Below are 26,958 nucleotides of genomic sequence, written 5' to 3' on the forward strand. Positions count from 1 at the left end.
AAAGCTCTTAATCGCGAAAAACCTTTTGTTTTTGCCTCTCAATATGTAATAATTGTATGATTGTGTATGTATAGACAATAACAAACGAATGATTATACTATGGGGTGAAGATAGATGGAACGATTACAAAAGGTGATAGCACATGCTGGACTGGCTTCCCGCCGTAAAGCAGAAGAGTTGATTTTAGAAGGTAAGGTAAAAGTGAACGGCAAAGTAGTGAAGGAATTAGGTGTGAAAGTGGGGCCTAATGATAAGGTTGAGGTTAATGAAGTCCCGCTTGAAAAAGAAGCTCCGGTTTATTTCCTATTCTATAAACCGCGCGGCGTCATTTCGGCCGTTTCTGATGATAAGAACAGAAAAGTCGTAACGGACTTTTTCCCTTACATCAATGAACGGATTTATCCAGTTGGCCGCTTGGATTACGATACTTCGGGCTTGTTGATTTTAACTAATGACGGGGAATTTGCAAACACGTTAATGCATCCGAAGCATGAAGTGGATAAAGTGTATGTGGCAAAAGTGAAAGGGATGCCTTTGCGTGAAAGTTTGAAAAAGCTGGATAAGGGAATCAAGTTGGAGGATGGCAAGACTGCTCCGGCCAAGACAAGGGTATTGTCTACCGACAAGAAAAAGGAAACGGCCATAGTTGAAATCACAATACATGAAGGCAGGAATAGGCAAGTCCGCCGGATGTTCGAAGCAATTGGCCATCCCGTCATTAAATTGAAGAGGGAGCAATATGGTTTCTTGACCTTAGATGGTTTAACTGCAGGGGATTCCCGGGAGCTGACTCCACATGAAGTTAAATTAATGCGGACTTTAGCAACGACCGAGCCTAAACAGCGGAGAATGTAAGCTAGTATTTTGCCTGTATTGATAGGTTGAAACCACTACCCCTACTCTTCCCCTGGAAGAAATGGGTGGTGGAAAACAACCTGTAAATACCTTTTCCTTCATGAATCGGGAAAGAGTGTCACAAAACCTTCAGAAATGCAAATATAAAGGACATGGCGTTAAATGGTATAATGGTATGGTTAAATTTAGTGTGGCCTTAGGAGGATCTCTATGGATAAAAAGAAGCGACGCCTCATTAGCAGAACCATCATTCTCCTGCTATTAGGTGCAGCTTTAGTGTTTGCCCTTTATACGAACTTCACTAAAGATAAGAATGAAAGCCTGAGAAAAGGATCCGATGCACCCAATTTCATCTTGACTGATATGGAAGGTAAAGAGCATAAACTTTCAGATTACAAGGGAAAAGGCGTTTTCCTGAACTTTTGGGGTACATATTGCAAGCCGTGTGAATATGAAATGCCTTATATGGAAAATCAGTATAAAAACTTTAAAGACCAGGGCGTTGAGATATTGGCCGTTAACGTCGGAGAATCTGACTATGCTGTCAATAATTTCATTACAAAGCATGACCTTACCTTTCCTGTCATGATCGATAAAGGTAGGGAAGTGGAAAATGCTTACCGCGTGGATATATTGCCTGTCTCCTTTTTGGTTGATAAAGAGGGGAAAGTGATAGATATCATCACCGGAGCTTTGACAGAAGAGAGCATCCAAAAGCATATGGAGAGAATTAAACCATAATATTGGGGAGTTTTTGACATGAAAGAAGTAAAATGCGATTGTGGTCATGTAAATCCGTTTGGCACAAAGATATGCGGGAAATGCGGAATGGTGCTTGGTAACGAAAAAGAGAATCAGCTTATTGATATGAGATATGAAGGAAGTGCCAGGCGTTCACAAACATATAAAAAAACGATCATCGATAAAATATGGAATTTCTTTTCTTCCGTTAAGGTCGGGGTGACGCTCATAGTCATTGCTTTGATCGCTTCAGCTATCGGGACGATTTTACCCCAGGAAATGTACATCCCTTCAACCGCGACGCCTGCAGAGCATTATGAACTGGAATATGGCTGGTTCGGAAGGGTGTATTATGAACTCGGGTTTCATAACTTGTATAGTTCATGGTGGTATTTGATTATCATAGGCATGCTGGGCATATCACTATTGATTGCCAGTATCGACCGGTTCTTTCCGTTATATCGATCGTTAAAAAAGCAAGGGGTCACACGTCATGACGGTTTCATGAAACGTCAGCGGATTTATGGGGTGACAAAGCTTGAAGACCACGATATTAACCTTGAAGAAGTAAAGGATAGACTAAAAAGGCAGCGTTATCATATACGAGAGGAAAACGGTCATATACTTGCCGAAAAAGGTCGTTTTTCACGTTGGGGACCCTATGTCAATCATATTGGACTTATCATTTTCTTAATTGGAGCATTATTGCGTTCCGTCCCTGGGATGTATATCGACAAAGTACTTTGGCTGCGTGAAGGCGAGAGGAAAGAAATCCCCGGTACAAATGGTGAATACTATCTTCAGAATAATGAATTTACCTTAGAGGTGTATGACAAAGAGAGTGAAGAAGATAAGCAGTACAGTGCTGCAATTGATAAAACCGGTACGATCGCTAAAACATATCAATCCGATGTTACGCTCTATGAGCGCAAGGGAGAAACCTTACCAGGGGAAAAAGTGGACCTTGATAAGCTTAAAGATTATAAAATCAAAGTCAATGAACCTCTGAAACATGATCATTATGCCCTTTACCAAGTAGACTATAAATTGGATGAGCTCAGTACGATGGCTTTTAATTTGATAAATAAAAAAACCGAAGAGAAATATGGAAGCTTAAAGGTTGATTTGAACAACCCGCAAAAGAAATACGAGTTGAAAGAAGGATATTCCGTTGACTTGATCAGTTACTTCCCTGATTTCGAGTTCGATGAAAAAGGCGAACCTAGAACGATATCGAAGATTCCGAATAATCCAGCATTTATCTTTAAGATGCATACTCCGGATAAGCCAGAGGGTGAAGTCAGTTTCGTAGCGATTAAGGAGACTGTGGAGCCTTTAGGGGAAAACACTTATAAAATGGCTTTTAATGGTGTGGAAACCCAAGATGTCACGGCTTTGACCGTCAGGAAGGATTTAACCCTTTGGATCTTATTCACGGGTGGAATCATCTTCATGATCGGCGTTGTCCAAGGGTCTTATTGGAATCATCGGCGTATATGGATCAAGAGGAAAGATGATGAGATACTTTTGGCCGGCCATACAAACAAAAACTGGCACGGCATTAAAAGAGATATAAAACAAGCGATAGAATCAACATCACTTTCCGAACCAATGGATCAACTTGAAGAGGAGAAATCTTCTAGTAAGGGGGAAGTTTTAAATGGCTGAATTAAGCAGTAACCTTTTATATGCAGCTTTCATTTTATATCTGATCGCTACCTTTTTTTTCGGGGGATCGATCAAGGATAAACGCGGTGCGGAGGAAAAGAAACAAAACAAATGGGCAAAACTGGGCATTTTCGTCACCATTATCGGGTTTGCGGCGCAAATTGGGTATTTCATCACTAGATGGATTGCTGCCGGGCATGCCCCGGTAAGTAACCTGTTTGAATTTACGACCTTTTTCGGAATGATGCTGGTCGGTGCTTTCATATTAATTTATTTTCTTTATAAAACACCTGCCCTTGGGCTATTCGCTTTACCGATAGCATTATTGATAATCGCTTATGCAAGTATGTTCCCTACAGAAATTTCGCCGCTCATCCCTGCTTTGCAGAGTGATTGGCTCCATATTCATGTAACGACTGCAGCGGCAGGACAGTCAATCCTTGCCATAAGTTTCGTTACTGCCATCATTTATTTAATCAAGTTCGTTGATCAGACACAATCAAGCAAAAGAACGTTCTGGCTTGAAGTCATCATGTTCACATTAGTCTGCACCATCGGTTTCGTCATCATCACTTCTTCTTTTGCTGCCATGGATTATAAGGCGAATTTTGATTGGGTCGATAAAAAAGGTGCCGAAGTCAAACAGGAATTCAACCTGCCGGCATTGGTAGGTCCCAATGAAGGGAAACTCATCGAGACGGATCGATTTGAACCGCTGGTGGACATGCCTGCACTGATCAATGCCAAGAAACTGAATACTGTTCTTTGGTCATTCGGCATGGGACTCGTCCTGTATGGTTTAATAAGGTTGATTGCTCGCAAAAGAGTGGCAGCTTTGATTAAACCGATCGTTAAAAATGTGAATTTGAATTTATTGGACGAGATTAGTTATCGTTCGGTCCTTATCGGTTTTCCGATCTTTACACTCGGTGCCCTCATTTTTGCAATGATCTGGGCCCAAGTGGCCTGGACACGATTCTGGGGCTGGGATCCGAAAGAGGTCTGGGCATTGGTTACTTGGTTGTTTTATGCGGCTTTCTTGCATCTGCGGATGTCAAAGGGGTGGCAAGGGGAAAAATCGGCTTGGCTTGCCGTCATCGGTTTTGCCATCATCATGTTTAACCTGATTTTCGTCAATCTTGTTATTGCTGGTTTGCATTCATATGCTTGATTCTGTATTGTAATGTTTAGATGAAGGGGGTCTTTTGATAGAAACGTCGAGAGTTGGCTTATCGATTTTTCTAGAAAATGATCCCTTTTTCTGTCAATCCCATTCAATGGGAATATTTCGGTGAAATAGCAATTATCCATTCTTGATGGGCGGTCGGAGTCTTTTTTGTGACAAAATGGTGAAAGGTTCATGGAAGCCTTGTGAAATCGGCTCTTTATCGTACGATGTAAGGAAAAAGTATTAGTCATGGAAGTATTCATTTTGTAGAATATATGATAGGAGGCTGATTACATAATGTATAACGCTATTAAAATTCTCGTGGTGGATGATGAGGAAAGAATCCGCCGGCTGCTAAAGATGTATTTGGAAAGGGAAGAATACATAATCGATGAAGCTGAAAATGGAGATATGGCTTTAACAAAAGCCCTTGAAAATGATTATGATTTAATTTTATTGGATATTATGATGCCTGGGAAAGATGGAATCGAAGTTTGCCGTGAATTAAGGGAAAAGAAAACGACTCCAATTATCATGCTGACGGCTAAAGGGGAAGAAGTGAACCGTGTTCAAGGATTCGAAGTGGGGACTGATGATTATATCGTAAAGCCGTTCAGTCCCCGTGAAGTCGTGTTAAGGGTTAAAGCTTTATTGCGTCGCTCTTCAAGCACAGGTTACATGCAGACGGAAACGACGGCAAAAGATGTGATCGTCTTCTCGCATCTAACAATAGATAATGATGCCCACCGTGTACTTGCTGATAACAAAGAGGTTTCATTAACACCGAAAGAATATGAATTGTTATATTTCTTGGCGAAATCCCCAGATAAGGTTTTTGACCGGGAGCAATTGTTAAAAGAAGTATGGCACTATGAATTCTTTGGAGATCTTCGAACTGTAGACACGCATGTTAAACGCTTGCGTGAAAAATTAAACCGCATATCCGAAAACGCAGCCAAGATGATTGTGACCGTTTGGGGTGTAGGTTACAAGTTCGAAGTCATTAATGACTGATGCTATGGGGCAGTGTTGTAGGGAAGCTATGGGCAACGATCCTATTGCTTGTGTCGTTTGTATTAATTGTTTTAACCGTTCTGCTGGTCGAATTCTTTGAGAATTTCCAAATTGAAAATATTGAAAATGATTTAACCAAAACGGCTGAACAAATCATTAAGGTGACCAATGAACATCAGGGATCTAGCAATGAGGTATTACAAATAGCTTCGGAATTAATAGGCAATGAAACGAAAATGATCATTCTTAATAATGACAAAATGGTATTCTCATCCATCGGTGGAGATAATGAGTTTGAAATCACGCCGGAACTCATTAAAAATGACCCCGAATTGCTCAAGGTTTTTACGGAAAGAAAGACTGTAAAAAAGGAAATGGCGCTATCGGATGATGCGGGAAACGAGGGCTTATCCGCAATCGTGGTAGGCATTCCGCTTGAATTGAATGGGGAACAGGATGAAGTGTTCCTATTTCAATCGTTGGAGTCCATGGAAGAAACCACAAAATCCACTACACAGTTCATTTTATTGGCAGCAGGCATCGCCATTATTTTGACAACGATTTTTGCTTTCTTTTTATCTACAAGAATCAATGCTCCATTGGTGAAGATGAGGGAAGCCGCCCTAGCGATTGCCCGGGGGAAATTTGATACAAAGGTTCCAATACTGACTCAAGATGAAATCGGTGAGCTGGCCATAGCGTTTAATCAGATGAGAAAGCAACTGAAATTCAACATGAATGCACTTAGTCAGGAAAAGGAACATCTCTCCAGCATTCTTAGCAGTATGGCAGATGGGGTCATCACCTTCAATAAAGACGGCACAATTCTTGAAACGAATCCGCCAGCGGAAAGGTTTCTGCAATCCTGGTATTTTGAAAAGGGCTATAACCGGGAAGATACTGTGAATGTCCCTTTGGTTTTGATGAATCTTTTTGATGAATCTGAGTCCTTCGATAAGGAACAAGTCGGTGAAATTACCTTGCAGGGCCGTAATTGGGGATTGATTGTCAGTCCGCTATATACAAATGGCGACAATATTCGGGGAGCGGTGGCCATCATAAGGGATATGAGTGATGAAAGACGTATGGACAAACTCAGGACTGATTTCATAGCGAATGTCTCCCATGAGTTAAGGACCCCGATTTCAATGTTGCAAGGATATAGTGAAGCGATTGTAGATGACATTGCGGGCAGTGAAGAGGAAAAGGTGGAAATGGCCCGCATCATCTATGATGAATCTTTAAGAATGGGACGTTTAGTCAATGATCTACTCGATCTAGCTAAATTGGAATCGGGTAAAATGAATCTAAGCTATGAATGTGTACCCGTTTCTCCATATTTAAAGAGGATTACAAGTAAGTTTTCTGGGCTGGCTAAAGAAAAAGGGATTACAATATCAGCCAGCCTGCAAGACAATCAGATTCAATGGCATTTCGATCCGGACCGTATTGAACAGGTTTTGACCAATTTAATTGATAATGCGATTCGTCATACTCCCCCAGGCGGTAACATTGATGTCATTCAGAGGACAAGTGATCGAAGGGGACTGATCATTGATGTGAGGGACTCTGGATCTGGAATTCCCGAAGAGGATCTGCCTTTTGTATTCGAGAGGTTTTATAAAGCGGATAAAGCAAGGACCCGCGGCCGTTCGGGTACCGGATTGGGTTTGGCAATCGTAAAAAATATAATCAATGCCCATGATGGCTACATTTCGGTAAACAGTTTACCTAATAAAGGGACGACATTCAGTATCATTTTGCCTCGAATTATGGAAAACGCTGAATGAATGACAGGTGGATCGCCAGATAATCTTGTTTCATAAAGAACTGCGAAGACAAAGGCAATTGGATTTCTTTCCAACTTGTCTTTGTTTTTTTAGGACACAAAATAAGAAGTACCTGATATGTGGAAATTAACGGAATTTTATAATAAGTTTAAAGCCGAAGTATGTAACTTTTGTTTAGGATTGACGACTATATTTATGAACGGATGTGGGGAAATGATGGATTCCGTTTTCCACGATCTTTATGAAAAATATCATCAGGAAATATATCAATTCATTTTTTATATGACTAAAAATCGAGAAACCGCCGAAGACCTTGTTCAGGAGGTCTATATCCGGGTGATGAAGGCCTATGAACGCTTCGAAGGAAAAAGCAGTGAAAAAACGTGGATGTATTCGATTGCCAGAAATGTGACGATTGATCACTTTCGGAAACAAAAAGGTTGGAAAGACAAAATCTTTCCTAATTTTGATTGGGATAGGCAATTGCTGAAAGATGAAGAACCCATTCCCGAGGAAGTGGCTATCAAGAACGATGAAATCCAAGATATTTACCAATGCTTAAACCGGTGTACCACGAATCAAAGATCCGTGATCATTTTACGATATATTCAGGGATTGTCCATTACGGAAACTTCTGAAGTATTGAATTGGAGTGAAAGTAAGGTAAAAACGACCCAACACCGAGCTTTGAAGGCCATTAAAAAGTTGATGGAAGATTTATCAGGAAAGGAGGGCCACCGCATTGAGGAGATCCCGTTGGAAAGAAAGCGAAATTGAAGACATGCTGCGCGAGCTTCCGACATTAAAAGATGACCGGACCAAGGCAGAGGTGTATGCGAGAATACATGATAAAAAGAAAAAGAAGAAGAAACACTGGATACCTCTGTTCGCGGGTGTTGCCTCCTTATTCTTAATGGTTGTTTTGGCATCATCGTTCATTATTGAAAAAAAAGGAACGACAAGTCGAGAAGACAGCGGCAGCAGTGGGAAATTATCTCTATCTGAAAGTAAGGAAATGGCAGATCTTGAACGGAAGGATTCAAGTAACCAAGAAAAGTCCTCAGAAGATAAACAGGAAGCTCAAGAGTTTTCGAGTAACCAAGCGAAAACCGAATCCAAAGACAAGTTTTCAGAAATGGAACCGCGAAAAGGGGAAAAGGAAAAAACATTTGAACAAGCGATCTACCAGGATGACCTTAAAAATGCCTCGATCATTACGATGGGTGTCCCGGATGATCAAATGAATTTCATCGTTCCCATTTCAATTAAACTTAAACATCATGATGAAAGTGATACACTGAATCAGTTAGTTAATCAAATGTCCGATATTGATGAAGCGCAATATGGGCTATCTGACTATTTTCCGCTTGACATTAAGATTAGCCAAGGAAACGATATAAACACTGCCCATATCGATTTTCCAGAAAAAAGCCGACTGTTGGCTGAAGATACACTTTTTCTCCATTTGATGGAAGAAACGCTTTCCTATAACAATATAGAGAAAATGACATTTTCCACAGAAGGTAAGCAAGGTGCCAGGTTTGCCCATGCGGGATATTTAAAGGAGGTGGATATACCTCATCAAAAAAAACGCACATACCTTCTTTATCAAAGGGATGAGTCCTCTCCAAGTTTCCTTGTTCCAAGCAATATGGGTTATCGGGACTTTGAGGAGGCGCTTCAAGCCGGAAAAGGGGAGGCGGACATCGAGGGAATTTCACCTGCAATCCCCCATGACCTGAAATGGGAAAGGATAAGCACTAATGGAAATCTTGTGACTATTCACCTATCAGATCAAGCCGTTATTGAAAATAGTGAGGAAACCCTTCAAGCTTTAGAAGCCATACTCTTCATAGCTAAGGATTTTGGTTTTGAAAAAGTGAAGTTTGAAAATGCTCCTATTGAAGAGGTGGGAAAGCTGAATTTAACTGAAGACATAATGGTGCCCGAAGCACCGAACCAAGTGAATTGAATGCATTAACAGAAAAAAGTGCCCGCGCTGCGGGCACTTTTTTCTTCTTATAATGAAATACGGGCCAAGAACGTAATTTCTTCTGTTTCCATTAAAAACTGTTTCATGTTGTCTTCTAATGGTAAATCGAAGCTCAAAACCATGATGGCTTCACCGCCAGCTTCTTTTCGGCCAACCTGCATGGTGGCGATATTCACTCCGTGATCACCCAGGACCTTACCTACGTTACCGATTACACCGGGTTTATCGGTATGCTGGATATAAAGTAAATTCGATTCTGGGTGAAAGTCGATTTTGAAACCATTCAAACTTACAATTCGAGAACCGTAATTTTCGATATAGGTCCCACTTATTGTTAATTCTCGGTTGTCACCTTTTACTTTAAGGCTGATCAAATTCGAGTAACCTAAAGAGTCCGTAGAGATTTTTTCACCAATGGTTATACCACGCTCTTTTGCGATCAACAAGGCATTCACTTCATTGACTGATGCATCGACTCTTGATCTTAAAAAGCCGGAGATTAAACTTTTTGTAAGAATCGCGGTATCGAAATCCAAAGATTCTCCTGCATATGTAACGGAGATTTCCTGAATTCCTTCATTCATGCACTGGGAAGCAATCGATCCCATTTGCTGAACAAGTTGATGGAATGGCTGTACCTTTTCAAACACTTCTTTAGATATGGCTGGAAGGTTGATTGAGCTTGAGACTGGATTTCCTTCGAAATAGGTCAAAACTTCTTGGGCAACCTGTACGGCGACATTCAATTGGGCTTCTTTCGTGGAAGCGCCTAGATGCGGTGTAGCAATGACGCTGTCCAGTTCCAGCAGTTTATGGCCAAGTGGAGGTTCTTCGACGAAAACGTCCAGTGCCGCCCCTGCAACATGCCCTTGAACTAACATTTCATATAAATCATCTTCGTCTAGAATTCCACCACGGGCGCAGTTCAGTACATAAACCCCTTTTTTACAGGTAAGCAGTTTTTCTTTATTAATTAATCCTCTAGTTTCATTCGTTAGTGGTGTATGAACAGTAATGATGTCTGCTTTAGGAAGCAATTCATCCAATGGCAGGGCCGTTACGGACATTTTCTTTGCACGATCTACAGTCAGGAACGGGTCATAGACAATGACATCCATGCCAAACACTTTAGCACGTTTGGCAATTTCCCCTCCGATGCGTCCAAAGCCAACTATGCCTAATGTTTTTCCACGAAGTTCAGTTCCCGTATAGGAGGAACGTTTCCACTCCCCATTTTTCAATGAAGCATAAGCTTGCGGAATGTGGCGCATTAATGAAGCCATCATCGCGAATGTATGTTCAGCTGTTGAAATGGTGTTGCCGTCAGGTGCATTAACCACGACAATCCCGCGTTTTGTCGCTGCGGGGATGTCTATGTTATCAACACCGACACCAGCGCGAGCTATAATTTTCAACTGCGGCATACGGTTCATTAAATCTTCCGAAACCTTTGTTGCACTTCTCACAAGAATTGCATCGATCTGATCAAGTTCGTTTGCAGCTTCCTCTACGGTCTTCTGAATGAGCTGAATATTGGATGCCTCTGAAAGCGGTCCAAGTCCTTCTGGTTTAATGGCGTCTGCTACTAAAATCCGATACACGTCTAAACACCTTCCTAAGGAAAAAGTTATCTTAAATTTCAGTTAATTTTACAATTGAAATGCTGATAATGTCAATTTGGCATATCTGAATGAAAGCGCTTAAACAAATGATTTTCAACTGATCATCCGTTTAAGGTGGCGATATAAATAGCTTCGCTCCTTTTGCGAAAAATTTTCGAATTGCCATATTGTAAATCCGCTGTTTGTTTTAAGCCGTTCACTGCGACAATCGATATTCATCCTACATGCATCAAATGAGAAAAAATGCTATCAAAAAAAAGGCATTTCAGATATAATGGGAAGTATAAAAAATTTTATAGGTCTATCTTCGGGGCGGGGCGCAATTCCCCACCGGCGGTGATGAAGGAATTTCTACTTCTAAGCCCGCGAGCCTTACAAGGCAGGATTTGGTGTAATTCCAAAGCCGACAGTATAGTCTGGATGGGAGAAGATGGAGGTTCCTTAGTGCGTTTCAACAGTTATTTGCTGAACGTTTGTTTGATGTAACCTTTAATTTATCCCTTTAATTCCATTGGAATTAAAGGGTTTTTATTGAACATCAACATATTTTGGAATCCTAACCTCTTTTTCAGGTAGATCGGAAAAGAAGGAGAGAGAACTATGAAAAAGAACAAAGTGAAAAAAATGGTCTCACTTGCCATGATGGGAAGCATTTCATATTTATTGATGCTTTTAAATTTCCCGTTTCCAGGATTCCCGCCTTTTCTCAATGTTGATTTTAGCGACATACCAGCACTGATGGCGGCATTGATTTTCGGTCCGATGGCTGGAATTCTAGTCGAGTTCATTAAAAACCTATTGGATTTAGTCATGACAGGGACCTTGACTGCTTTGCCTGTGGGGCATATCGCTAACTTTATAGCCGGAATACTGTTTGTCTTGCCGACTTATTATGTATTTCAGAAAATCAATTCAAAAAAAGGAATGACGTTCGCCTTACTTGCGGGAACAGTTTCCATGGCAGTATTCATGAGCGTATTAAACTATTTTGTCTTTTTACCGGCTTATACCTTCTTTATGGGATGGGATGCCATGTCGGCGCCCGAGTCAAGAAAGTTCGTTACGACGGCAATCTTGCCTTTCAACGTGATTAAAGGCGTGCTCATCACATCTGTATTCATGTTGCTGTTCATTAAATTACAGACATGGATCAATAAGCAAACATTATATAAAAATGCTTAACGGCATTGACGATAGAAATGAAAAAACAACCGGATATCCATATCCGGTTGTTTTTTTATGCCTGTTTTTTGGCCAAAAGAAAAAGCCATTCTCGATTGAAAATGGCTTGTAACTTTATTCGAATTTTAGTGCATCTCCGTCAAATGCCTCGTCAGCAACTTTGATGGAATCCGTTGGGCATCCTTCAAATGCATCCATCATGTCGTCTATAAGTACATCTGGAATTTCAACGATACCCTCGTTATCGTCAAGGGTAACAAATGCAATCCCTTCGTCATCATAATCATATATATCTGGTGCAGCTGCTCCGCAAGCTCCACAAGCTATGCATGTTTCTTTATCCACAATAGTAAATTTAGCCATGAATATAACCCCTCCTAAGTTGATTAACAACTGATAATCTTTTTATTTCAGATTATTATCTCTTTCCTATTGTAAGACCGAATGCCAAACTTTTCAATAGAAATTGTATTGATAATAACTATCATGTAGTTGAATGTCAACGAAAAACATCGAAAAAATTAACTTGGTCCTTTCCATGTTTCGTCATTTAGTCACATAATTTCCGTTGTATTCATCAATAATAACGGCGGTTTTTGCAGATTTTTGTTACAATGGGTTTATTGGTTAAATGAAACAAGGATGTGAGTCCCATGAATAATTATCTACAGGCCATCATTCTATATACGATAAAAAAATTTCAAGGTGAGCGCTCCATTTATGCTATATACCATATGCTGCAGGGGAAGAAATCGTCACAAACCATCCAAGATGCCCATTTATTCGGGTTAACGGATATTTTTGGGACAATGCCTCGATTTACCCGTCAGCAATTAAATCAAAACATTGAACATTCACTTAAGCATGACTTAATTAATTTAACGGATAAACCGGATGCATATGAAATTAGTTTGCAAGGTGAACGAATGTTGGACGATTACTTTAAAAATAATCCTTTTCCGGAGTATTTAAATGGTTGGAAGTATCACAATATCACCCCTGTTTTCTGGGGAAGGTTAAATTTACTCATTCAAACCATATCCCATATTGTCCACAATGAAAGACGTTTTTATCCGATACAACGAAATCCCAAAATTCAATTCTTCGTAAAGGAATTTTTACATGCCAATCGTCAGGATCGAGCGTTGATTGCCCAACATTTATATGATGAACTGGTATCCCTTTTAGAAAATCAAAGTGATATGAAACGAGACATTTTCATTTTGAAATTGACCGGGATAAACAGGATTGGTCTAACGTTTGAACAGATTGCCAAAAGGAAAAATATGGAAGAAGAGTATGTTCGCTATACATTCCTTGATTCATTGCATCAAATGCTTGCAGAAATGGAAACGGGTGGTGATTACCCTCTCTTATCCTCATTAACCAATGATTGGAAAAGAAGTGGTAATCCTCATTTGACACAATCTACAAAGATTACTTTACGATACATCCAGGAAGGGAAAAACCTCGGTGAAATAGCTGAAATCCGCAGATTGAAAGTCAACACCATCGAAGATCACCTCGTAGAAATTGTTTTATCGGAAAAGGATTTTCCGATTTCCGATTATGTGACAATCGAGGATGAGAGGGAAATCGCTGAAGCGATTAAGGAACTTGGTACAAAAAAGCTTAAAGCTATCAAGCAGATGGTCGATAATAAACAAATAAGCTTTTTCCAAATAAGACTTGTACTTGCGAAAATAGGTGAGAGATGATGAACATAGAACGAGTCCTCAAAGAAAAATTCGGTTTTGATGAATTCCGTCCTGGACAGAAGGAAGTGGTTGAATCATTGATGTCCGGCCGTCATACATTAGCGATGCTCCCAACCGGGTCAGGTAAATCATTATGTTATCAGCTGCCTGCTTATCTGGTGAATAAGACTGTCATAATTGTCTCCCCGTTATTATCTTTAATGCAGGATCAAGCGGATCAGCTGAAGATGAGCGGCGAAAAAAGTGTATTGACCCTCAACTCTTTTTTGACGCTTAATCAAAAAAGGAAAGCCTTCGATCGGTTACATAGTTATCGATTTATCTTTTTATCTCCTGAAATGCTGAGCATCGATGGTGTGATAAAATCCTTGAAATCCATAGAAATAGGTTTGTTTGTCATAGACGAAGCACACTGCATTTCACAATGGGGGTACGATTTCCGTCCGGATTATTTGAATTTAGGAGAAGTGAGGCGTGAGCTGAATAATCCGTTGACGCTTGCCCTGACGGCAACTGCAACCGATGAGGTCCGGAGGGACATCGTTGTTAAACTTAACATTGGGCAGGCCGAGGAAATGGTTTCATCGGTTGATCGTGAAAATATTGCCATTATTATCGAGCGAATGTTCAGCTACGATGAGAAGCTAGCCCGTGTGCTGGAGCTTGTCAGGAAATTTACCGGAAGCGGAATTATTTATTTTTCCTCTAAAAAAGTGGCGGAATCAGTCGCTGGTTTTTTACAGGATAACGGGATCGATAGTGTCAATTATTATCACGGTGGAATGGAGCAGGAACAAAGGATGCTCATTCAGCAGCAATTCATTTCCGGCCAGCTGAAAATCATATGCGCAACAAGTGCTTTTGGAATGGGTGTGAATAAATCGGATGTCAGATATGTTATCCATTATCATATCCCGTCCACGATGGAAGCATATCTTCAGGAGATTGGCAGGGCGGGGCGAGACCGGAAACAAAGTGTGGCTGTCTTATTATATAGCGAAGGGGATGAAGGGCTTCCCCTTCATTTGATGGAGCAACAGTTGCCTACGGATTCGCAAATCGATGGTGTATGTTCTTTCCTTAATGAATCACAAAAGAATTTGGCGAATTTGACCCCCTCAGAAAAAGAGCAGCTGTCGCAATCCTTTTCGTTAAACGAAATCCAGCTCCGTTTTTTTACCCAGTTTATTATGGGCAATAACCAGGATCAAGTGGCAGAGATGAAAGAGTATTGTAAGAAGAGGAAAATCAGGAATCAAGAAAAGCTGCATAAATTCCTTCACTGGATATATGCACAGGAATGTCGCCGTTCAGGGATACTGGACTATTTTGGAGAAAAGCATCGGGAAGCGAACCCCATCTGCTGTGATATCTGTGGGATGGATTCCGAAAAAATGGCTGATGTTTGGCCGGAAGTAAAGGTGGATCCGGCCAATTCCTTTTCCACTTGGAAAAAGGAATTGGCTTATATCTTACTAAAGAAGGAAAATGGCAATGAAAAATAAGCAAGCTGAATTAATTAAACAACTTACAGATAAACAGTTGCTATATAATTTGTTTCTTACACAAATTATTCTCTTAACGTTAGCCACTTTTTTAGGTATTATTTTATTTAAAGACCGTTCTGCTTTTTTCGACTTATTTATCTTTGATGACCTGAACATTTTGCTGATTGGTGTTCCTGCGGGAGTCATTGTCGTGTTAATTGACATATTGCTTATGAAAGTGACACCATCTTCCTATCAGGATGATGGCGGCATTAATGAACGCATTTTCAGTAATTTGTCATACCCGATGATATTTGTCGTAGCTTTGGTTGTAGCGGTAAGTGAAGAAGTATTATTCCGAGGAGTGTTGCAAACACATTTTGGGTTGCTGCTTACGAGCCTCATTTTTGCAGCTGTTCATTATCGTTACCTTTTTAATTGGTTTTTATTTTTAAATGTATTGGTTTTGAGCTTCTTTATCGGGTTTCTATTTGAAATGACTAATAATATCATCGTGACGATAACGGCCCACTTTTTGATTGACTTTATCCTTGGTATTTTAATCAGGAACAAAAAGCAAAGAGGGTTTAGCAAGAAAGGGGGTGACTTGAATGAGCCGGGTGCAAAAGAATGAAAAAGAAAATGATCAGGCTGTTGAACTTCGTTCGCGAATTGAACGCCAGAAGGCTAAGTCATCATTGCCCAAACGGAGCAAAGTCCACCAGAATAAAAAGAAAAAAAGTAAAGTGAAGATTAAACTTCCAATGATACAATTATTAGCGTTATTTTTCATTTTGCTTCCAATTGGATTTTACAGCCTTTATACATATTTTCAGGAGAGGCCTTTACCTGTTACTAAAAGTGACCAAGTCGTCTTAAAAGAGGAAGATAAAGAATCGATTCCAACTACAGCAACGGCAGAGGACTTAAAGGAAAAAGAGTCGGCAAAGGCTGAAGCGGAGAAAGAAAAAGAAGAAGCTGAGGCTGAGGCTAAAGCCAAAGCCAAAGCGCAGCAGGAAGCTAAGGAAAAAGCCAAGGCACAGGAAGAAGCTGAAGAAAAGGCTAAAGTGCAGCGAGAAGCTGAGGCTAAAGCCAAAGCGCAGCAAGAAGCAGAGGAAAAGGCCAAAGTGCAGCAAGAAGCAGAGGAAAAGGCAAAGAAAGCAGCAGCAGAAAAGAAAAATGTACAAGCCGCTAAATCGGATAAAGAGGAATACAAAGTTGTTTTACATACTGTTCAAGGTGAAGAAACATTATTTCGCATTTCAATGAATTACTACAAATCACAGGAAGGGATTGCTCTGATCAGGGAGTGGAATGGGCTGAATGGCAATGAAATTTCCAGGGGTCAGGTTTTGAAAATTCCGATCAAGAAATAATGATGGCACCTTAAGAAAAAATTAAGTTTTTAAATCCTTCTATTTCAAAACAAAAAATACTTGGCAAAAGGAGTTCTACCTTAATAATTAAAACAAAATTGATTGGAGCGGGTGTTCGAGACTCCTGCGGGGAAAGCGTGTCCAAGGGAGAACCCCGCAGGCGCAATGGCGCCGAGGGCGGGCCGCCTCGGAAAGCGAGTGCCTGAAGTGAAAATCAACATTCAAATTTTAAAAACCTAAAACGAGTTTGTCTCCAGTCTGACCCTGTCTTTATAGGCAGGGTATTTTTAATATTGTTCAACTTGGTTAAGTATGAAGGGCATCGTGACAGGTACATTATCATTTTTTCCTCTACTCTTTCATATCATGATTTGAAAGAGCAGAGGAGGAAATGCGATGGAATCGACAATCATTTTACTGGATGAGAAAACGGATCAAGCAACAAAACAAATGCTGCAAAATGTCGTGGATCGGAAGAAAAAATTCGAGGCACTTAAAAAGAAGCACCTTCAAAGCTTATGGGCAACCATGATTGTTGCTGTCCTTTTTATGATTTATCTTTATTTTTATATCGTTGTACCTTATTCTTATTCCTTTTTCAGTATGTTTAGTGTTTTCGTCGACCATTTTAGCCATTTCCTTTTTTTGGCGGCAGCGATTGGTCTATATGGATATATGGTTTTAATTAAAAAAAAGCTAGATAAAGCTGAAAAGGAGTTTCAACTGTTACGCTGTGAAATCATTAATAAAAGTAAGCAATTGTGGGAAAAAGAGGAAGAATGGAAAAATCGCCATAAGGTTTTTGAAATGATGAAGAAGAATTATGATATTAACCTATATCATGAAAATAAATGATGATCGCGTTAAATCATATTTAATTGCGGGTAATACCGTTTTATGGTTATATGAAAGTACGTTTGGATAAGGATGGAAAGAAGGTTTAACGATGATGTTATGGTTATCTGGATTATTTTTAATCATCATCCTGCTGTCATTTGCCATGATCTTTTACATGTGGCGTACGGCTATGCAAGATAGGGTGATTTCTCAAGACCTATATTTCAAAGACTTTCCTGAAGGCTTTGGCGATGTGCGGATTTTTTTTATATCCGATCTTCATCGGCGTATCGTTGCGGATAAATTGATTGAGGAAACACGTGACAAGGCAGATTTGGTGATAATCGGCGGTGACATTAGGGAAAGCGGGGTTCCCTTAGAACGTGTGGAAAAAAATATATTGAAGTTAAAAGAACTTGGTCCCCTTTATTTTGTTTGGGGTAATAATGATTATGAAGGAGACTTCCATGAATTGGATGCGACGCTTTTGAAACATGGGGTGAAGATCCTTGATAATACAGCTGTTTCTTTTGAGTCTCAGAATGGAAGCAAAATCGCTCTTCTGGGCATTGATGATATATCGGAAGAACGTGATAGGCTTGACCTTGCCCTGTCGGATTGCGGGAATGAAGATTTCCGGATTTTGGTGAGCCATAATCCATTGGTCAAGAAACAGTTGAATCCGGAACACCATATTAGTCTTGTCCTGTCAGGTCACACCCATGGCGGTCAGATTCGCATATTCGGATTCGGGCCCTATCAGATCGGAAGCGTTAAAAAAGAGGGGGACTGTATATATATGACGAGTAATGGCTATGGGACAAGCGCAGTGCCTTTAAGGCTTGAAGCTAAGCCTGAAACGCACCTCTTCACCCTGAAAAGGGGGACAGACACCGAAATAGGCGAAGCTGTGGAAAAAACCTATTAGGATGCTTTTAAGCGAGTATACCGGGATTTTACAGACCTTGAAAAATCCACTATAATTTCATCAAATGATCGTACAGTTATTGGAGGCCTTGTAAAACCATGCAAGAAGGTAAATATAATATAAAGGCAGTTTCAAAGCTGCTGGACATTCAGTCGGGAACCCTTAGGGCTTGGGAAAGGCGCTATAAATTTATCGAACCTGTAAGGAATGAATCGGGGCACCGGCTGTATACTGAAAAACATCTGCAAATCCTTAAGTGGCTCATTACTAAAACAAAGCAAGGTTTTACAATAAGCCAAGCCGTTTCACTTCTCGAAAGTACAGGCACCCTAGCGCCTGGAGTTCCTGAAACGAACCGTAAGGATGAACAAGCGATTAAGTTATCGGATGAATTAATCGAAGCTCTATTGAATTTCAATGAAAATAAAGCCCATATGCTGATAAGCCGGGCATTCAGTATGTATACAATCGAACAAACCATAGTGGATGTACTCGGTTCAATAATGGTTCAGATTGGGGATAAGTGGGAAAGGGGAGAAATTACTTCCGCTCATGAACACTTTGCGTCGAACATAATAAAATCCAGGATCAGTTCGGTTATGCATACAATTCCGACTAATGGTTTTCTTCCGAAAGCCCTTACCGTCTGCGCTCCCGGTGAAAAACATGAATTTGGACTATTAATCTTCACCATTTTTTTGAAGCGGAAAGGGTTTGAAACCATTTATTTAGGAGAATCCATTGCTGATAAGGACCTTTTCACCGTTCTAAACATCATTAAGCCCTCTTACCTATTCATGTCATGTTCACTGAAAGAGAATCTTGATGGAACATTTAAGCTGGTTGAAGCGTTAATAAAGGATTTTCCGGATTTGAAGGTGGGTCTTGGCGGTGCGGCTTTGAGCCTTATTTCTGAAGAAGACCGAACTGCCTTCAGCGGAGTCTTAATGGGGGACACGCAATCGAAATGGGAGGAGTGGCTGAAAGGTTAGCGACGGCCGTATTAGGAGAAATAATGGATATGCACTCTAAGACCAAGGCTTCATATGATGTATGAAGATGGTAACCAGGGGGCATTTTTTTATGAAGCTGGAGCGATTAACTAATAATAAAATCAAGATTTTTTTGACCCTTGATGATTTAATTGATAGAGGCATAACGAAAGAAGATATTTTAGGGAATTCCTTAAAGGTCCACAAGCTATTTCAGGATATGGTCGAAGAAGCGTGCGAAGAACTCAGCTTTAAAATGAGTGGCTCCATTGCAATCGAAATTTTCTCCTTGCCTGCACAAGGGTTGATAATCATTGTGACAAAGGAAGAAGAGGAACTATTGGCAGACGAAGAGGAATTTTTGGATTTACAGGTGAAAATTGATGATTTCCCCCATATTCTTTATGTTTTCGATGACTTTGAAGATATCGTCCAATTATCTCATAGATTATCTTTTCAAGGTTTGCTTAAAAGTACCCTTTATCATTTTGAGGGTAGATACTATTTACTTATCGAAAATGTTAAAGACACGACATATGACACGGTCATATCTCTAGCGGCTGAGTATGGCCATGCATCTACATTGACACTCAGCCGCATCAATGAATATGGAACATGTATCATCGAAAATGAAGCGATACATGTTTTGCTCAAACATTTTAGCTGATGTAAAACAAAGAAGACAAGGCAGCCGCATTACGGTAAAAAATGTGGTTTGCCTTTTTTTATGTCAACTTTCGGCCGAACAAGATATACGGTAAAAGAGTAAGAAAGCAGTTGATATGATAACGTTTTCATTTTTAGAATATTTCCAACTTTTAATTTCCCGTTTTTACTCTTGCATAAATGTAACGAAGGTGTATACTAGCACATGAAGAGGACTATTTGTACATTATAATATTATATATGGATGAGATATTCTAGGAGGTACTTTTAATGGAATCGGCAAAAGGCAATAGCCATGCAAATGAAGAAGAAAAACACGACGTACTGAGGTCAACCCAAACTGTAATACATAAAGCTTTGGATAAGCTGGGTTACCCGGAAGAAGTTTTTGAGCTGTTGAAGGAACCTTTGCGTTTATTGACGGTGAAGATACCGGTACGCATGGATGATGGATCGGTTAAAATTTTCACGGGTTACCGTGCGCAGCATAACGATGCTGTTGGGCCTACAAAAGGCGGTATCCGTTTTCACCCTAATGTAACGGAACGTGAAGTGAAGGCATTATCCATTTGGATGAGTTTGAAATGCGGCATCGTAGATTTGCCATACGGCGGGGGTAAAGGCGGTATCGTTTGTGATCCTCGTAATATGTCATTCCGTGAGCTTGAAAGACTGAGCCGGGGCTACGTTCGTGCAATTAGCCAAATCGTGGGGCCGACTAAGGATATCCCGGCACCTGATGTATTTACAAATTCCCAAATCATGGCTTGGATGATGGATGAATACAGCCGTATGGATGAATTCAACTCGCCAGGATTCATTACGGGTAAGCCGCTAGTGCTTGGTGGTTCTCATGGCCGTGAATCAGCCACAGCTAAAGGTGTAACGATCTGTATCAATGAAGCCGCCAAAAAACGCGGCATCGATATTAAAGGGGCACGGGTCGTCATTCAAGGTTTTGGTAACGCAGGTAGTTTCTTAGCTAAGTTCATGCATGACGCAGGTGCTAAAGTCATTGGTATTTCAGATGCATATGGTGCACTCCATGATCCGGAGGGATTGGATATCGATTATCTTCTCGATCGGAGAGATAGTTTCGGAACCGTAACGAAATTGTTTAAAAGCACAATTTCAAATAAAGAACTGCTTGAATTGGAATGTGATATTTTAGTTCCGGCTGCAATCGAAAACCAAATCACTGAAGAAAATGCTGCGGATATAAAAGCATCAATCGTTGTCGAGGCAGCTAACGGACCTACAACAATTGAAGCGACACAAATCCTGACGGATCGCGGAATCCTTCTTGTTCCTGATGTGCTTGCTTCTGCTGGCGGTGTAACGGTTTCTTACTTCGAATGGGTACAAAATAATCAAGGGTATTACTGGTCTGAAGAAGAAGTGGACGAAAAGCTGGAAAAAATCCTTATAAAATCTTTTAATAACATTTATGAACTTGCTCAATCAAGACGCGTTGATATGCGCCTAGCGGCTTATATGATCGGCGTAAGAAAAATGGCTGAAGCTTCTCGCTTCCGTGGTTGGATCTAAAAGGATTCAAATCGGTTTTAATATATAGTTAACATCATGTTCATTGCTTTATCATTGAAATGAATTGTAAAAACTCCTATCATGTATTGATAGGAGTTTTTTATTTTTTAGACGAACGTATCACATAGTGGATGGAAAGGCAGTGGAGAATAAAGATGAATGTTGAAGAAGTCATTATCATAGGTGGGGGCCCGTGTGGATTGGCTGCTGCGATCGCTCTTAAAGAAGTGGGAATACAGTCCCTGATCATTGAAAAAGGAAATGTGGTTGATTCCATTTACCGTTATCCGACACATCAAACATTTTTCAGTTCGAGTGAAAAACTGGAAATTGGTGATGTCGCTTTTATAATCGAAAACCGTAAACCGGTCCGCAATCAGGCGCTAGCCTATTATAGGGAGGTAGTCAAAAGGAAAGAATTGCGGGTCAATACATTCGAAAAAGTGGAAAAAGTGGAAAAAAGAGAAGATGGCAAGTTTTTAGTCAAGACATCGAAAGGGGACTATACAGCTCTGCATGTGATCATATCGACCGGATACTATGACCATCCTAACTATATGTGCATACCGGGCGAACAGCTCCCTAAAGTATTTCATTACTTCAAGGAGGGCCATCCCTACTTTAATTGTGATGTTGCAGTCATCGGTGGCAAAAACTCAAGTGTGGATGCAGCTTTGGAATTGGTCAAATCAGGAGCAAGGGTATCAGTCCTTTATAGAGGATCGGATTACTCTCCAAGTATCAAACCTTGGATTCTTCCGGAATTCGAATCATTAGTCCGCAATGGAACGATCAAGATGGAATTTAATGCGAATGTCGACAGGATAACGGAAGACAGCGTGATTTATCATGTAGGTGATGAGGAAAAAGTCATTAAAAATGATTTTGTATTTGCAATGACTGGTTACCATCCTGACCATTCCTTTTTAGCTGCAATGGGCATAACTATTGATAAGGAGACTGGAAGGCCTGCATATAACGAGGAAACGATGGAAACGAACGTTAAAGGTCTTTATATTGCAGGAGTTCTGGCAGCCGGAAATAATGCGAACGAAATCTTCATCGAGAACGGCAGGTTTCATGGTGGATTGATTGCCTATCATTTGGCCGTTAAAGAAAAGTGAATGATATAAATGAGGAGCAGTGACCGTATGGAAAAAATATCGCTAATAACGACTGGTGGGACTATTGCCAGTAAAGAAACCGTGAATGGTATGCTGGCTTCTGGTGCATTGACTGGCCATGAGTTGGCATCACTTTGCGAATTGCCCAACGATATCGAGGTTAAGGTGGTTAATCTTTTCCAGATTTCAAGCATGTCCATGTCCTTTGAGAAAATGCAACAGCTTAATTTAGCCATTCAAAAGGAATTGGAGGATCCCGAAGTTACGGGAATCGTCGTGACACACGGTACGGATACACTTGAAGAAACGGCATATTTCCTTGATGTCACGAGTAAGGACCAACGTCCAATCGTATTAACCGGCTCCCAACGTTCTCCTCAAGAAGTGGGCACCGATGTATATTCCAATCTAAGGAATTCGATATTATGCGCTGCAAGTGATCTTATTAGGGATGTTGGGGTAGTGGTCGTTTTTAATGAGCGGATCTATTCAGCAAAGTATGTCAAAAAAGTTCATGCTTCCAATTTACAGGGATTCGAATCTTTTGGCTATGGATATTTGGGGATAATTGATAATGATGTCGTAAGCATCTATCAAAAACCTTTACATAGGGAGTGTTTTGATATTCAGAATCTCATCCCAAGGGTCGATATCATCAAGTGCCATACAGGAGCTGACGGCCTCTTTATTGATGCTGCGGTTGCAAACGGTGCGAAAGGCATCGTGCTCGAGGGTGTAGGAAGGGGGCAAGTCACCCCTGTAATGGTAACCTCCATACAAGCTGCAATCGATAAAGGAATCACGATCATCATGACTACAAGTGCAGAAGAAGGAAAAGTGTACCCAGCTTATGATTATGAAGGCAGCGCATTTGATCTAAAACAACGCGGTGTGATTTTGGGCGCTGATTATGACAGCAAGAAGGCACGAATCAAGTTAGCTGTCATGCTGGCAAGCGAAAACCCTATAGATGAGACCTTCTTTAAGTACTGAAGGATTAAATAAAAAATGGAAGAGTTGATTCTTGGATTCAGTTTTTCTTCATTCCATGGTACGATTAAGGAAAAGAAGATGAAAAGAGGGTCAGCTAATGCTGGTCATGTTGTCAGCGGCTATTGCGCCAGGATTGGCGCTACTGAGCTATTTCTATTTGAAAGATCAATATGAGACCGAACCGATATCGGTTGTGGTCAAAACATTTATATTCGGTGTTTTTCTTGTATTGCCGATTATGTTCATACAGTATGTGCTCGAAACCGAACATATCTTGAATACGGATTTAGCAAATGCTTTTTTATGGGCTGCACTGCTTGAGGAATTCTTCAAGTGGTTCATACTCATTTACGTTATTTATCAGCATGTGGCATTCGATGAGCCATATGATGGGATTGTTTACGGAGCTGCAGTCTCCCTTGGATTCGCCACAATGGAGAATATTTTATACCTGCTGGCCAACGGGGTGGAACACGCTTTTCTCAGGGCCGTTCTCCCTGTATCCAGTCACGCTTTGTTCGGTGTGATCATGGGATATTATTTGGGCAAGGCGAAATTTTCGGCTTCGAATAATAGGGTCTATTTATTATTGGCATTGATCATACCAATTTCGTTACATGGGGTTTACGATTATATTTTGGTTTCCCAAAAATTTTGGGTGTACTTTATTATGCCATTCATGATTTATCTATGGTGGTTAGGCATGAAAAAAGTAAAGAAAGCACGTTTGTTGTCCGACTTTCACGCAGAAAAACTTTCACAGAATCACTACCTTAGCAAATGACGAATACTATCAAAAAACGGAGTGCTGGCATATTTTGCCCGCTCCGTTTTTTTTATGTTTGGAATAAAAAAGCCAGTAAAGAAGAAAATAGAATTACATTAATTCAAGAAAAAGAGGAGTGTTTTTGATGAAAGGAATTTCGTCAAAATGGAAATGGCTTTTGCTGTTTTCGTGTATAACTATATGTTTCGGAATTTACCCGGAAACAAGAACAAATGCCTTTTCGAGCCAAGTCATTCAAAAAGGTGCGGTTGGAGATGATGTAATTGAACTGCAGGCACGCCTGCAAAACATCGGTTACTATAACGGAAAGATTGATGGAGCCTATGGATGGGGCACTTATTGGGCACTTCGAAACTTTCAACAAGATTTCGGGCTGCCAATCGATGGTTTAGCAGGGACTACAACAAAACAGAAGTTAGCGAATGCGTCTAATTTCAATAAAGCATGGGTTCATGAGCAAATCAATAAAGGAAACGAGTTCACCTATTTTGGGGGGGTCCCCATTGAAAAACAGGTAAAAGCGAAAGGAAATGGAACTGGAGGGACGGCTACCGGAAAGGCCCCTTCCAAACCAACGACATCTGCCAATCTTCCAGGGGGTTATTCTCAAAACGATATACAGCTGATGGCCAATGCCGTTTATGGAGAGGCGCGAGGGGAGCCATATACAGGTCAGGTTGCCGTTGCAGCTGTAATCCTGAATAGGGTGGAAAGTGCCGCATTTCCTAATACCATTTCGGGAGTGATTTTTGAACCTGGGGCGTTTACGGCTGTTGCGGATGGACAGATTTGGCTTACACCGAACGAAAGGGCGAAAGAAGCCGTGGTGGATGCTATCAATGGGTGGGATCCAAGCGGTAATGCAGAATATTACTTTAATCCCGATACGGCAACAAGTAAATGGATCTGGTCAAGGGAACAAATTAAAAGAATCGGAAAACATATCTTTTGTAAGTAAGGAGGTGAAGGAAAATGATCAGGAATATAGTGATTGCCCTGCTTGTTGTAGTTGTTGCGGGAACTGCATTCTGGGGTTATCAAGAACATAAGGAAAAAAATGCTGTATTAATCAACGCGGAAAATACGTATCAGCGTGCCTTTCATGATTTAAGCTATCAAGTGGATTTATTGCACGATAAGGTCGGCAGTACTTTGGCCATGAATTCACGTTATTCATTAAGTCCGGCGTTAACAGATGTTTGGCGTATCACTTCCGAAGCCCAGAGTGATGTCGGGCAGTTGCCATTGACCTTGCTTCCTTTTAACAAGACAGAGGAATTTTTATCGAAAATTGCGGACTTCAGCTATAAAACAGCGGTACGGGACCTTGAAAAAGAACCATTGGATGATAAGGAATATGCGACACTGCAATCCTTGTACACACAGGCAGGAGACATCCAGGGCGAGTTAAGGAAAGTGCAGTATCTAGTCCTTAAAAACAATTTAAGATGGATGGATGTCGAGATGGCTCTTGCATCAGGGAAAGAAAATTCGGATAACACGATCATTGACGGATTAAAGACAGTAGAGAAAAAAGTATCTGGGTACGGGGAAACAAATGAGATGAACCCGACTTTTACTTCTGCACAACAGAGGGATGAAAACTTCAAAAATTTGCAAGGTGAAACCATTACGAAAGAAGAAGCAATCGCGACAGCAAAAAACTATGCACACTCAAAAAGCAAAAATTTGAAGGTGAATGTTGAAGAAAATGGAAAAGGTTCCGATTATGGATTTTATAGTGTGAGCATCCTCGATAAAGATTCAGATACTGAATTGAATATGGATTTGACAAAAAAAGGCGGTTACCCTATTTGGTATATCAATAATAGAGACGTGAACAAAACAAATATTGATTTGAATCAAGCCCATACAAAAGCCGAAGCTTTTTTAAAGGAACATGATTTCAGTTCACTTGAATTATTTGAAAGTGCTCAATACGATAATATCGCATTATTGAATTACGTAACATCGGAAAATGGAGTCAAGATTTACCCGGATTCAGTCAAGGTCAAAATCGCATTGGATGATGGATCCGTTATAGGTTTTTCAGCTGATGAGTATTTAAAATCACATAAAACCAGGGAAGTAGGGAATCCGAACATATCCGAGAAAGAAGCAAAGGACAAAATCAACAGCAACGTAAAAATAATGGAAGAAGGAAAGGCGTTAATCACCAATGATATTGGTGAAGAAGTTCTTTGTTATGAATTTCTCGGTACGATCAAAGACGATACCTACCGTATTTTCATTAATGCTGATACCGGTCAAGAAGAAAAGGTGGAAAAATTAAAGAATTCCGAACCGGTATATGAGAATTTAATTTAAAACAATCGCCAATCATAAGTTGTAGGGAAATGTGCTTAGTCACTTTCCCTTTTTCTTATGACATAATAACTTCATGATTATTGGATTATATGGGCCGTAGAGGTATTATGTGGTTTCCTCCTATCGAAAAGGACGTGGACG

25 protein-coding genes and 1 riboswitch are annotated in these 26,958 nt (G+C 40.4%); of the genes, 23 read left to right on the forward strand and 2 right to left on the reverse strand.

Features of this window, described 5'->3' with window-relative positions:
• Positions 1-114: 114 nt before the first annotated feature.
• From rluB to AC3WLU_RS11360, 8 genes are all read left to right on the forward strand, one after another.
• Positions 115-855 carry a 23S rRNA pseudouridine(2605) synthase RluB gene (rluB, locus tag AC3WLU_RS11325; protein ID WP_034308106.1) on the forward strand — a complete coding sequence of 247 codons (741 nt, stop codon included), beginning with the start codon at positions 115-117 and terminating at the stop codon, positions 853-855.
• 210 nt (positions 856-1,065) lie between these two features.
• Complete coding sequence (resA, locus tag AC3WLU_RS11330) at positions 1,066-1,596, forward strand: thiol-disulfide oxidoreductase ResA (protein WP_492597271.1); 531 nt, start codon at positions 1,066-1,068, stop codon at positions 1,594-1,596.
• 18 nt (positions 1,597-1,614) lie between these two features.
• Positions 1,615-3,264: a cytochrome c biogenesis protein ResB gene (resB, locus tag AC3WLU_RS11335; protein WP_098865317.1), complete on the forward strand. Its 1,650-nt coding sequence runs from the start codon at positions 1,615-1,617 to the stop codon at positions 3,262-3,264.
• Positions 3,257-4,435 carry a c-type cytochrome biogenesis protein CcsB gene (gene ccsB, locus AC3WLU_RS11340; RefSeq protein WP_492597272.1) on the forward strand — a complete coding sequence of 393 codons (1,179 nt, stop codon included), beginning with the start codon at positions 3,257-3,259 and terminating at the stop codon, positions 4,433-4,435. Before resB ends, ccsB begins: the two co-directional genes overlap by 8 nt.
• Before the next feature lie 294 nt (positions 4,436-4,729).
• Positions 4,730-5,446: a response regulator gene (locus AC3WLU_RS11345; RefSeq protein WP_034308096.1), complete on the forward strand. Its 717-nt coding sequence runs from the start codon at positions 4,730-4,732 to the stop codon at positions 5,444-5,446.
• Positions 5,443-7,236: an ATP-binding protein gene (locus tag AC3WLU_RS11350; RefSeq protein ID WP_492597307.1), complete on the forward strand. Its 1,794-nt coding sequence runs from the start codon at positions 5,443-5,445 to the stop codon at positions 7,234-7,236. The genes AC3WLU_RS11345 and AC3WLU_RS11350 overlap by 4 nt, the downstream gene beginning before the upstream one ends.
• Before the next feature lie 216 nt (positions 7,237-7,452).
• On the forward strand, positions 7,453-8,013 hold the full coding sequence (gene sigX, locus AC3WLU_RS11355) for an RNA polymerase sigma factor SigX (RefSeq protein WP_053537311.1): 561 nt from the start codon (positions 7,453-7,455) through the stop codon (positions 8,011-8,013).
• On the forward strand, positions 7,979-9,208 hold the full coding sequence (locus AC3WLU_RS11360) for an RsiX family anti-sigma factor (RefSeq protein WP_492597273.1): 1,230 nt from the start codon (positions 7,979-7,981) through the stop codon (positions 9,206-9,208). The genes sigX and AC3WLU_RS11360 overlap by 35 nt, the downstream gene beginning before the upstream one ends.
• Before the next feature lie 47 nt (positions 9,209-9,255).
• On the opposite strand, the gene serA is transcribed toward AC3WLU_RS11360, so the two are convergent.
• Complete coding sequence (gene serA, locus AC3WLU_RS11365) at positions 9,256-10,830, reverse strand: phosphoglycerate dehydrogenase (RefSeq protein ID WP_063575733.1); 1,575 nt, start codon at positions 10,828-10,830, stop codon at positions 9,256-9,258.
• A 320-nt stretch (positions 10,831-11,150) separates the two neighbouring features.
• A riboswitch (FMN riboswitch) is annotated at positions 11,151-11,287 on the forward strand.
• A 164-nt stretch (positions 11,288-11,451) separates the two neighbouring features.
• Here serA and AC3WLU_RS11370 point away from each other — a divergent pair.
• Positions 11,452-12,033: an ECF transporter S component gene (locus tag AC3WLU_RS11370; protein WP_491717879.1), complete on the forward strand. Its 582-nt coding sequence runs from the start codon at positions 11,452-11,454 to the stop codon at positions 12,031-12,033.
• A 114-nt stretch (positions 12,034-12,147) separates the two neighbouring features.
• Here the strand turns inward: AC3WLU_RS11370 and AC3WLU_RS11375 are convergent, their stop codons facing one another.
• Positions 12,148-12,396, reverse strand: coding sequence for a ferredoxin (locus tag AC3WLU_RS11375; protein ID WP_034308087.1), 249 nt, complete (start codon positions 12,394-12,396; stop codon positions 12,148-12,150).
• A gap of 290 nt (positions 12,397-12,686) precedes the next feature.
• On the opposite strand from AC3WLU_RS11375, the gene AC3WLU_RS11380 reads away from it, so the two are divergent.
• The 14 genes from AC3WLU_RS11380 (at position 12,687) to ypeB (ending at position 26,817) form a co-directional block, all read left to right on the forward strand.
• Complete coding sequence (locus AC3WLU_RS11380; protein WP_492597274.1) at positions 12,687-13,751, forward strand: YpbB family protein; 1,065 nt, start codon at positions 12,687-12,689, stop codon at positions 13,749-13,751.
• Positions 13,751-15,256: a RecQ family ATP-dependent DNA helicase gene (locus tag AC3WLU_RS11385; protein WP_413023399.1), complete on the forward strand. Its 1,506-nt coding sequence runs from the start codon at positions 13,751-13,753 to the stop codon at positions 15,254-15,256. Before AC3WLU_RS11380 ends, AC3WLU_RS11385 begins: the two co-directional genes overlap by 1 nt.
• On the forward strand, positions 15,246-15,872 hold the full coding sequence (locus AC3WLU_RS11390; protein WP_057276274.1) for a CPBP family intramembrane glutamic endopeptidase: 627 nt from the start codon (positions 15,246-15,248) through the stop codon (positions 15,870-15,872). The genes AC3WLU_RS11385 and AC3WLU_RS11390 overlap by 11 nt, the downstream gene beginning before the upstream one ends.
• Positions 15,850-16,614, forward strand: a complete 765-nt coding sequence (locus tag AC3WLU_RS11395; RefSeq protein WP_492597275.1) for a LysM peptidoglycan-binding domain-containing protein — start codon at positions 15,850-15,852, stop codon at positions 16,612-16,614. Before AC3WLU_RS11390 ends, AC3WLU_RS11395 begins: the two co-directional genes overlap by 23 nt.
• Positions 16,615-17,010: 396 nt before the next feature.
• Complete coding sequence (locus AC3WLU_RS11400; RefSeq protein ID WP_034308074.1) at positions 17,011-17,469, forward strand: YpbF family protein; 459 nt, start codon at positions 17,011-17,013, stop codon at positions 17,467-17,469.
• Positions 17,470-17,563: 94 nt separating this feature from the next.
• Positions 17,564-18,379 carry a metallophosphoesterase gene (locus AC3WLU_RS11405; protein WP_057276314.1) on the forward strand — a complete coding sequence of 272 codons (816 nt, stop codon included), beginning with the start codon at positions 17,564-17,566 and terminating at the stop codon, positions 18,377-18,379.
• A 98-nt stretch (positions 18,380-18,477) separates the two neighbouring features.
• Positions 18,478-19,371 (forward strand): MerR family transcriptional regulator, encoded by an 894-nt coding sequence (locus AC3WLU_RS11410; protein ID WP_098865324.1) that lies wholly within the window; start codon positions 18,478-18,480, stop codon positions 19,369-19,371.
• Positions 19,372-19,462: 91 nt separating this feature from the next.
• Positions 19,463-20,038: a genetic competence negative regulator gene (locus tag AC3WLU_RS11415; protein ID WP_034308068.1), complete on the forward strand. Its 576-nt coding sequence runs from the start codon at positions 19,463-19,465 to the stop codon at positions 20,036-20,038.
• Positions 20,039-20,307: 269 nt separating this feature from the next.
• Positions 20,308-21,585: a Glu/Leu/Phe/Val family dehydrogenase gene (locus tag AC3WLU_RS11420; RefSeq protein ID WP_413010982.1), complete on the forward strand. Its 1,278-nt coding sequence runs from the start codon at positions 20,308-20,310 to the stop codon at positions 21,583-21,585.
• Between the two features lie 155 nt (positions 21,586-21,740).
• Complete coding sequence (locus AC3WLU_RS11425; RefSeq protein ID WP_057276277.1) at positions 21,741-22,709, forward strand: YpdA family putative bacillithiol disulfide reductase; 969 nt, start codon at positions 21,741-21,743, stop codon at positions 22,707-22,709.
• A 27-nt stretch (positions 22,710-22,736) separates the two neighbouring features.
• On the forward strand, positions 22,737-23,702 hold the full coding sequence (locus AC3WLU_RS11430; protein WP_098186626.1) for an asparaginase: 966 nt from the start codon (positions 22,737-22,739) through the stop codon (positions 23,700-23,702).
• Positions 23,703-23,799: 97 nt separating this feature from the next.
• Positions 23,800-24,486, forward strand: coding sequence for a glutamic-type intramembrane protease PrsW (gene prsW, locus AC3WLU_RS11435; RefSeq protein ID WP_034308057.1), 687 nt, complete (start codon positions 23,800-23,802; stop codon positions 24,484-24,486).
• Between the two features lie 136 nt (positions 24,487-24,622).
• On the forward strand, positions 24,623-25,447 hold the full coding sequence (gene sleB, locus AC3WLU_RS11440) for a spore cortex-lytic enzyme (protein WP_371748539.1): 825 nt from the start codon (positions 24,623-24,625) through the stop codon (positions 25,445-25,447).
• A 14-nt stretch (positions 25,448-25,461) separates the two neighbouring features.
• A complete protein-coding gene (gene ypeB, locus AC3WLU_RS11445; RefSeq protein WP_492597276.1) occupies positions 25,462-26,817 on the forward strand; it encodes a germination protein YpeB in 1,356 nt (451 codons plus the stop codon).
• Positions 26,818-26,958 lie beyond the last annotated feature (141 nt).

The organism is Peribacillus sp. FW305-BF15 (genome assembly GCF_058783805.1).

Excerpts from the sequence above, each read along its gene's own strand:
- rluB (WP_034308106.1), top strand. The coding sequence starts at position 115 with ATGGAACGATTACAAAAGGTGATAGCACATGCTGGACTGGCTTCCCGC.
- resA (WP_492597271.1), top strand. The coding sequence starts at position 1,066 with ATGGATAAAAAGAAGCGACGCCTCATTAGCAGAACCATCATTCTCCTG.
- resB (WP_098865317.1), top strand. The coding sequence starts at position 1,615 with ATGAAAGAAGTAAAATGCGATTGTGGTCATGTAAATCCGTTTGGCACA.
- ccsB (WP_492597272.1), top strand. The coding sequence starts at position 3,257 with ATGGCTGAATTAAGCAGTAACCTTTTATATGCAGCTTTCATTTTATAT.
- AC3WLU_RS11345 (WP_034308096.1), top strand. The coding sequence starts at position 4,730 with ATGTATAACGCTATTAAAATTCTCGTGGTGGATGATGAGGAAAGAATC.
- sigX (WP_053537311.1), top strand. The coding sequence starts at position 7,453 with ATGGATTCCGTTTTCCACGATCTTTATGAAAAATATCATCAGGAAATA.
- AC3WLU_RS11370 (WP_491717879.1), top strand. The coding sequence starts at position 11,452 with ATGAAAAAGAACAAAGTGAAAAAAATGGTCTCACTTGCCATGATGGGA.
- AC3WLU_RS11375 (WP_034308087.1), bottom strand. The coding sequence starts at position 12,396 with ATGGCTAAATTTACTATTGTGGATAAAGAAACATGCATAGCTTGTGGA.
- AC3WLU_RS11380 (WP_492597274.1), top strand. The coding sequence starts at position 12,687 with ATGAATAATTATCTACAGGCCATCATTCTATATACGATAAAAAAATTT.
- AC3WLU_RS11385 (WP_413023399.1), top strand. The coding sequence starts at position 13,751 with ATGAACATAGAACGAGTCCTCAAAGAAAAATTCGGTTTTGATGAATTC.
- AC3WLU_RS11390 (WP_057276274.1), top strand. The coding sequence starts at position 15,246 with ATGAAAAATAAGCAAGCTGAATTAATTAAACAACTTACAGATAAACAG.
- AC3WLU_RS11395 (WP_492597275.1), top strand. The coding sequence starts at position 15,850 with ATGAGCCGGGTGCAAAAGAATGAAAAAGAAAATGATCAGGCTGTTGAA.
- AC3WLU_RS11400 (WP_034308074.1), top strand. The coding sequence starts at position 17,011 with ATGGAATCGACAATCATTTTACTGGATGAGAAAACGGATCAAGCAACA.
- AC3WLU_RS11405 (WP_057276314.1), top strand. The coding sequence starts at position 17,564 with ATGTTATGGTTATCTGGATTATTTTTAATCATCATCCTGCTGTCATTT.
- AC3WLU_RS11410 (WP_098865324.1), top strand. The coding sequence starts at position 18,478 with ATGCAAGAAGGTAAATATAATATAAAGGCAGTTTCAAAGCTGCTGGAC.
- AC3WLU_RS11415 (WP_034308068.1), top strand. The coding sequence starts at position 19,463 with ATGAAGCTGGAGCGATTAACTAATAATAAAATCAAGATTTTTTTGACC.
- AC3WLU_RS11420 (WP_413010982.1), top strand. The coding sequence starts at position 20,308 with ATGGAATCGGCAAAAGGCAATAGCCATGCAAATGAAGAAGAAAAACAC.
- AC3WLU_RS11425 (WP_057276277.1), top strand. The coding sequence starts at position 21,741 with ATGAATGTTGAAGAAGTCATTATCATAGGTGGGGGCCCGTGTGGATTG.
- AC3WLU_RS11430 (WP_098186626.1), top strand. The coding sequence starts at position 22,737 with ATGGAAAAAATATCGCTAATAACGACTGGTGGGACTATTGCCAGTAAA.
- prsW (WP_034308057.1), top strand. The coding sequence starts at position 23,800 with ATGCTGGTCATGTTGTCAGCGGCTATTGCGCCAGGATTGGCGCTACTG.
- ypeB (WP_492597276.1), top strand. The coding sequence starts at position 25,462 with ATGATCAGGAATATAGTGATTGCCCTGCTTGTTGTAGTTGTTGCGGGA.